Consider the following 7472-nt stretch of genomic DNA (forward strand, 5'->3'; position numbering starts at 1 on the left):
TAWAAAATTTAAAGCAAAATCATAATCTTACACAAAATTAGTTTTCAAATTGTCATATTGATGATTTTTTTTATTTCATCAAGAGTTTTCGACAAAATTAAAGATTACATCTAATCCTTTTTTCAGTTCTTTTTAAAAATAATTTTGTTTATTAATAAAATTATTCCTTTTTATAAAATGCTTTGTTATAATGCTAGTAAGTTAGAAAAAGGTGAGATAATGGCAAATAAAATTAAAGTTGAAAGAATGCAATCTTTGATTACCCGTGATTTAACAATTATTATGCAACGAGAAATTCGTGATGAAATTTTAAATACTATATCAATTCATGCTGTCAAATTATCAAATGATTTGAGTCATGCAAAGGTTTATTATTCATCATTATTAAATAAATCAGAGGCAGAACTTCACAATGTTGTTCAGAATTATAAAAATGAAATTCGAAGTAAATTAGCGCATAAATTAGAAATTTATCGTTGTCCGGATTTAGAATTTGTTTTTGATCATTCATTAGATAATGCGAATAATATTGAAGCAATCTTGCAAAATTTAAAATAAGAAACCTTATCAAAGTACAAAGCATGTTTCTTTTAACTAAAATATTGGTGATATAAAAGTTAAAAGAAACATTTTTATATTTCTTGATTTAATTGATAAAGATATAAGATGTTTTCTAATAATGCGGCAATTGTCATTGGTCCAACTCCGCCAGGAACAGGGGTAATCATTTTTACTTTTGATAAAACATTATTAAAGTCAACATCACCACATAAGTTATTATTTTCATCACGATTAATTCCAACATCAACCACAATAGCATTTTCTTTAATCATCTCTGCTGTAACAAATTTAGCTTTCCCCACGGCAGAAATTAAAATATCAGCTTGTTTTGTAAAAACAGATAAATTTTTTGTTTGTGAATGGCAAACTGTTACAGTTGCTGAGGCATTTATTAAAAGATTAGCAAGGGGTTTACCAACAATGTTACTACGGCCAATAATTACAACATGCTGTCCTGCTAATTGAATTTGGTAGTGTTTTAAAAGGGCGATAATTCCTTTTGGCGTCCCTGGCAATAAGTTATAATGTCCAAGCATTAAATTGCCTAATATTTCTGGAGTAAACCCATCAACATCTTTTTTAGTTGTTATTGTGTTAATAATTTTTTCACTATTGATATGCCTTGGTAATGGAAGTTGAACAAGAATTGCATCAATGTTAGAATTATTATTTAAGTCATTAATAATTTTTATTAAAGCTGATTCGGCAATACTATCTGGATAATTTAATACATTACAAGTAATACCAACTTTTTCACAAGCAATTTTTTTATTTTTAATATAAGTAGTACTAGCTTTATTATTACCAATTTGAATAATTGTTAAGGCAGGTACACGTTGCTTTTTTGCCTTAATTTTTAAAATTTGTTTAGTTATTTTTACTTTGATTAATTCACTAACCATTTTCCCATCAATTATTTTTGTTTTATCCATTAAATTTTCGCTCTTTTCTATGCTAAAATACCTGTATATAAATTATTATATAAATTATTGTATCTGAAAGAGTTAAATAATTAAATACAAAATCTTAGCATTTTTAAAATAGCATCGTGTTTAAAAATTATTGACACTCCCTAAGAAATAGGACATTATTAATTAAAAGGAGTAAAAGAAAATGGAAAAAATTATCACAATTGGAACAAAAATTAATTTAAAAGATGATGACTTAATTAAATATGGTGATTATATGGCAAAAGTAAAAGCCTTTAATTTTATTAATTTACCTAAAAAAGCAAAGTTTATTTTAGTGACAGCAATTAATCCAACCAAAGCAGGAGAGGGAAAAACAACTTGTTCAATTGGTATTGCTGATATGTTGAATCATTTAGGATATCAAACAACTTTAGCATTACGAGAACCATCGTTAGGACCAGTGTTTGGATTAAAAGGTTCAGCAACCGGTGGCGGCGAATGCATTATGGAACCAGAAAATGAAATTAATTTACATTATACTGGTGATTTTCATGCAATTACAACAGCAAATAATATGGTCAGTGCTATGATTGATAACCTTCTTTATTGAGGAAATCCACTGCAAATTGATCCTAAACAAATTGTTTGACAACGTTGTTTAGATGTTAATGATCGTGCTTTACGAAATATTGAAATAAAAATTAATGATAAATTACATCGTTCAGAACATTTCCAAATTACTGCTGCTAGCGAAATTATGGCAATTTTAGGTTTAAGTAAAGATTTTGATGATTTACGTCGTCGTTTAGACCAAGCAATAGTTGCTTATAATTTGAATAATGAACCAGTTTACCTACACGAATTAAAAATTACGGGTTCATTATTAGCCTTATTAAAAAATGCTTTATTGCCAAATTTAGCACAAACAAAATATGGTACACCATTATTAATACATTGTGGGCCATTTGCAAATATTTCCCATGGGACAAATTCTTTAATTGCAACAAATTTAGCATTAAAATTAAGTGATTATGTTGTTAGTGAAGTTGGATTTGGGAGTGACTTAGGGTTTGAAAAATTTAATGATATTATTAATTTAAACGAGGAATATACACCAGATTGTACCGTGTTAGTAGCAACAATTAGAGCATTAAAATTACATGGTGGTGCTATTGAAACAACATTAGCAACAGCTGATCTAGGTAGTTTGAAAAAAAAATTAGAGCATTTACAACATCATATTAAAATTATTCAAAATTACCATTTAAATTTTGTTGTTTGTTTAAATCAATTTGCAACTGACACTCCTGAAGAAATTGCTGTCGTGACTGAATGGTTAAAAGAACAAAAAATTCCATTTGGAATTAATAATACATATCATTTCGGAATTAAAGATAATCCAACTTTGGTTAAAACTATTCTTAAAGAAATTGAAAAACCACAACAATATCAATTATTATTTAATCCATCAACAACATCGCTTACTGAAAAAATTAAAATAATTTGTACAAAAATTTATCAAACAACAAAAATTGTTTTTAGTCCCTTGGCACAAACAAAGATTGATTTTTATCAACAAAATACAAAATATCAACATTGACCAGTTTGTATGGCTAAAAATCATCAAACAATTTTTGGCAATAAAAATCCTTATGATGATCAAATTATTATTCGTGACTTAAAAATTAATTCAGGAGCAGAATATTTTATTGCTTATTTAGCAGATATTATTACGATGCCGGGTTTAAATAAAATTCCTAATGCTGTTAGCATTGATGTTGTGAATGATGAGATTATAAATATTAAATAATTTTTGTTATAATATTTTTAAGTAGAAAATAGGGGCGAACTTAATGCAGAAAAAAGCAAAGTTTTTAGAATTAAATAGTATTGTTAGTAAACAACTTAATTTAGCAACTAATATTCGAAAAAAAATGCAGGAAATTTTTAGAATTTATAAAAATAGTTTTCAAAAATTAGGTTATCAAACAATTGCTCTTGGTGAATATGGTTTTAAAACATTAACAAAATATGACAAGTTAGAGTTAGAATTAGCCATTATTAAGTATCATCCTAAAAATAAAACAGCCTTACGTGAACAAATGTTTCAAGTTGTTTTAAATGAAATGCGCAAAAATATTAGCAAAGGAACAGTTATCAAGGATAGTCAAAATGATGGTTATTTAGAATATCAAGTTAACGATGAAATTAATTTTATTGTAAGAATTATTCCTTTTTGTTATAAAAAAAATTCAGAGAGAGAATTAACATATATTTTTTGACGAAATGGAATTGAAAAAAATGATAATGTTATTCAAGTTGTCCACGGTTTTAATAAAGCTAATAAGATTTCTAATAATTTATTACGAACATTAATAAAACTGATTAAGTATGTTTTGAAAGATGATTTTCCATATTATTATATTTTATATACCTTAACTTTACGATGGTTTTATGAATATTTTACAAAAAGATATGATAATTATTTACAAAAAATTGATATGAGTAAGCGGATTGAAAAACAAGATTTAATGAAGTATCGTAATATTAATTTTCAAAAAAATTGATTTTTAAATAATATTGATGGTGAAGAATTAATTTTTTATATTTTAGAACGGTTTTGAAAAACAGAAACATATTATTTTCGTGAATTTGAATTTATTGAAGAAGAAATTTTTGAATCAATTTCACGCTATAGTTGATATACCAATAATTGCTTTTTAACACCATATGATTATTATGTGGATTTTAAAATTTATAATATTAAAGAATTTAATGATTTAAATTATGTTCAATCAGAGTTTAAAAATACTAATTTTTCGCGAATTCAGTATGATTACTGCCGTAATCATGATTTAGGAATTTATGTTACACCAGTTAAAATTTCAGGGGTAGTTGGTTTTATTGATTACGCAATTAATTTTAAACAAAAAGCAACAGGTCTATTTAAAAAACTGGATCCGGCAAAACGAAAAGATGCCATAAGTGTTAATCAACGAGAGATTATGGAGGAACTAAATTTAATTGCACATAAATGATTAACAACTTATCGTAAAAAATTGACATATATTAAGGTTTATTTTGATAAAAAATATCCAATTATTTCATCATCAAATTATTATATGCGATTGCAAGCTATTATGACTTCTGTTTATAACTTAAAAAATGATGATTATGTTATTGGTAATGATAATTAAAGGATAAAAACTATGAATTAGAACTTTTCCTAGTTAAGTTTTTAATTAAAAATAATAAATATACGGTATAATGTTATTATGAGAAAGGTACTTGATTGAAACTATTTATAAGGATTTAAAAACTATTTATTATGTGGGGTGAAAAAGTGTCAACTTTAGGAGGGAACAATTGTAGCCAATTTTATGATAATGTTATTCGTGAATTATCAATGATTGTGAATAATGAAAAAATTATATCACATAATAATCCTGTCTTAGCATTAGAAATAAAATTGTATTATGTTATGAAAAGTTCAAAATATAATTCAACACAAAAAGATGAAATTTTAAAACGAATGATTATTGAATGAACAAAAGCCTTAGAATATAACGCAACCGAGTTAATTAAAGAATATGCACAGGTTTATCAAAAAATTTATCAAAAATCATTAGATTTACAATATGCCTATATCTCAATATTAAAAAAGGTAAAATATTTTGCCCAAGAACGTTATGGTGAACGATTAAATATTATTCGTAACTTTTATTGCCGTTATTTAGAGCAACAACAATGCCAAGAATTAGTAGAAGGAATTATTGCCGAATCGCAACGAAGAATGCAGGCTGTTTTTTTGCAAAGAAAACAACAAGGTAATAATTAAAAATCGATATATTAACATAAATATATCGATTTTTAATTATATAATTATAACAATGAGTGAGGTGTTAAGATGGCAAAAATTATTTTAGTTATTACGGGAAGCATTGCTGCTCATAAGGGTCTTCATTTATATGAAGCATTGAAGAAAGAACATGATGTTGAATTGCTTTTAACACAAGATGCTTTAAAATTTTTAAAGGATTGACCAACAACAGCAAAAACCGAAATTTTTATGAAACAATATTATGATAAAAAAGACTTATCAGAACATATTACAATTGCTGAGCAAGTTGATTTATTTGTTGTTTACCCAGCAACACAAAACTTTATTGCTCAGATTGCTCATGGTTTTACAAATACGTTAGCGAGTTTAGTATATAGTGCTACGCAAAGTTATAAAATGATTTTTCCTGCAATGAATAGTAAGATGTATTTATCACCAGCTAATTTACGGAATTTAGCACAATTAATAGTAGATGGGAATCAAATTTATGAACCTCGTTCAGGGATGCTTGCTTGCAATATGGTTGGGATTGGTCGTGCCTGAGAATGAGAAGATGTTTTAAAGGAAATAAAGCAATTTTTAGTTTGAAAAAACTTGTGAAAAGATAAAAAAGTTATGCTTAATTTTGGGCGAACAAAAACATATTTAGATGATATTCGTTATTTGACAAATAATTCGAGCGGGAAAATGGGAAATGCATTGCATACTGTATTAACATGAACAAACTGTTCCTTAACAACAATTGTTGGTGATTGTGATTTTCCAATTTATTATGAGCATGTTAAAGCAAACACAAACAATGAAATGTTAATAGCAATGTTAAAAACGTATAAAGAACAAGACATTATTATTGCGTGCGCTGCTTTAAATGATTATCAAGTTGCGGTTCCTATTAAAGGAAAAATTAGCAAGCGAAAAAATCCTCAACTTGCTGTATCATTACTTCCTAATGTTGATGTCTTATCTGAATTAGGTAAGTTAAAACAGCACCAAATTTTAGTTGGTTTTAGTGCTCAAAATAATTTTGATTTAGATTATGCTCGTCAAAAGTTAATTGACAAAAATTTAGATTTAATTATTATCAATCAAATTAATGTTATGGGTACTGATCAAAATGAAATCATTTTATTAACAAAAAAAGGGCATCAACAAATTCCTAGTCAAAACAAAATTATTATTGCAAAAGAAATTTTAGCAGCAATTAGTGAATTAATAAAGGAGCGAACACAGTAATGAAATTATTAGTTGATATTGGTAATACAGCAATTAAATTTGCAATTCTTAATTCTCAAAAAAAGATTATTGTTTTTTTAACAATGTCTAGTCGCGAATTAGTTGCTGAAAAGAATTTTCGGCAAAAAATAATAACTGGTTTAAGTACAATAAAATTAGTTTTAACAGATCTTACATTATTAGCTTTATCTTCTGTTCGGCCAATGTGAGATGATTTATTTTACCAATTAGCTGCAGATTTAAAAATCCCTTTTTATCAAGTTAAAAAAAATTTGTTTACTGAGCGATTAAAAACAGACATTCCTAATCTTCGCAATCTGGGTGCTGATTTAATTGTTGGTTCATATGCAACATTAGTTTTATTTCCTAAACAAGATGTTATTTTAGTTAATATGGGAACAGCAACAACAATTTCATTACTAAAACAAGGAATTCTCTTAGGAACAATTATTATGCCAGGTTTAGAAACAGCAGCAGAAGCTTTATTTGAACGGGCACAATTATTACAAAAATTTCATTTTTCTTATGACAATGCGACTTTAGGAAAAAATACTAAACAAGCAATCAATATTGGATTAGTCAATGGTCATTTATTAGCAATTACTGCTTTTGTTAACCAACTTGCAACTGAAGCAATAAAACCACAAGTAATTTTAACAGGAGGTAATGCTGTTTACATTAAAAAATTAGTTACTTACCATTATGATAAAGATTTACTTTTTAAAGGATTAGTTGCCATTTTACAAGATAATAAATTAATAGACTTCTTGCATAACCTATTAAAATAATTGTAAATATTTTTAAAAAGATACTAATAGCAAATCTTTAATTTTGTCGAAAACTCTTGATATTTATAAAATATACCTAAAATTAGGTATATTTTTAATATATGGAGGTAAATAATTAATGAAAAAAATAATTAMAKA

The 7472-nt window shown here is 26.3% G+C and carries 7 protein-coding genes; 6 read left to right on the forward strand and 1 reads right to left on the reverse strand.

Annotated features, from left to right (window positions below):
- Positions 1 to 177 precede the first annotated feature (177 nt).
- Positions 178 to 558 carry a 30S ribosome-binding factor RbfA gene (gene rbfA, locus EHV01_RS01965; RefSeq protein ID WP_415745804.1) on the forward strand — a complete coding sequence of 127 codons (381 nt, stop codon included), beginning with the start codon at positions 178 to 180 and terminating at the stop codon, positions 556 to 558.
- A gap of 74 nt (positions 559 to 632) precedes the next feature.
- Here the strand turns inward: rbfA and EHV01_RS01970 are convergent, their stop codons facing one another.
- Complete coding sequence (locus EHV01_RS01970; RefSeq protein ID WP_422065974.1) at positions 633 to 1493, reverse strand: bifunctional 5,10-methylenetetrahydrofolate dehydrogenase/5,10-methenyltetrahydrofolate cyclohydrolase; 861 nt, start codon at positions 1491 to 1493, stop codon at positions 633 to 635.
- A gap of 181 nt (positions 1494 to 1674) precedes the next feature.
- On the opposite strand from EHV01_RS01970, the gene EHV01_RS01975 reads away from it, so the two are divergent.
- The 5 genes from EHV01_RS01975 (at position 1675) to EHV01_RS01995 (ending at position 7334) form a co-directional block, all read left to right on the forward strand.
- Complete coding sequence (locus EHV01_RS01975; RefSeq protein ID WP_422065975.1) at positions 1675 to 3282, forward strand: formate--tetrahydrofolate ligase; 1608 nt, start codon at positions 1675 to 1677, stop codon at positions 3280 to 3282.
- A 43-nt stretch (positions 3283 to 3325) separates the two neighbouring features.
- Complete coding sequence (locus EHV01_RS01980; RefSeq protein WP_422065976.1) at positions 3326 to 4669, forward strand: hypothetical protein; 1344 nt, start codon at positions 3326 to 3328, stop codon at positions 4667 to 4669.
- A gap of 146 nt (positions 4670 to 4815) precedes the next feature.
- Positions 4816 to 5310 (forward strand): hypothetical protein, encoded by a 495-nt coding sequence (locus tag EHV01_RS01985; protein WP_422065977.1) that lies wholly within the window; start codon positions 4816 to 4818, stop codon positions 5308 to 5310.
- 69 nt (positions 5311 to 5379) lie between these two features.
- On the forward strand, positions 5380 to 6546 hold the full coding sequence (gene coaBC / locus EHV01_RS01990) for a bifunctional phosphopantothenoylcysteine decarboxylase/phosphopantothenate--cysteine ligase CoaBC (RefSeq protein ID WP_422065978.1): 1167 nt from the start codon (positions 5380 to 5382) through the stop codon (positions 6544 to 6546).
- Positions 6546 to 7334, forward strand: coding sequence for a type III pantothenate kinase (locus EHV01_RS01995; RefSeq protein ID WP_422065979.1), 789 nt, complete (start codon positions 6546 to 6548; stop codon positions 7332 to 7334). The genes coaBC and EHV01_RS01995 overlap by 1 nt, the downstream gene beginning before the upstream one ends.
- Positions 7335 to 7472 lie beyond the last annotated feature (138 nt).

The organism is Spiroplasma sp. hy2 (assembly GCF_044714365.1).
GTDB classification, from domain to species: Bacteria; Bacillota_I; Bacilli_A; order Mycoplasmatales; family Mycoplasmataceae; genus Spiroplasma; species Spiroplasma phoeniceum.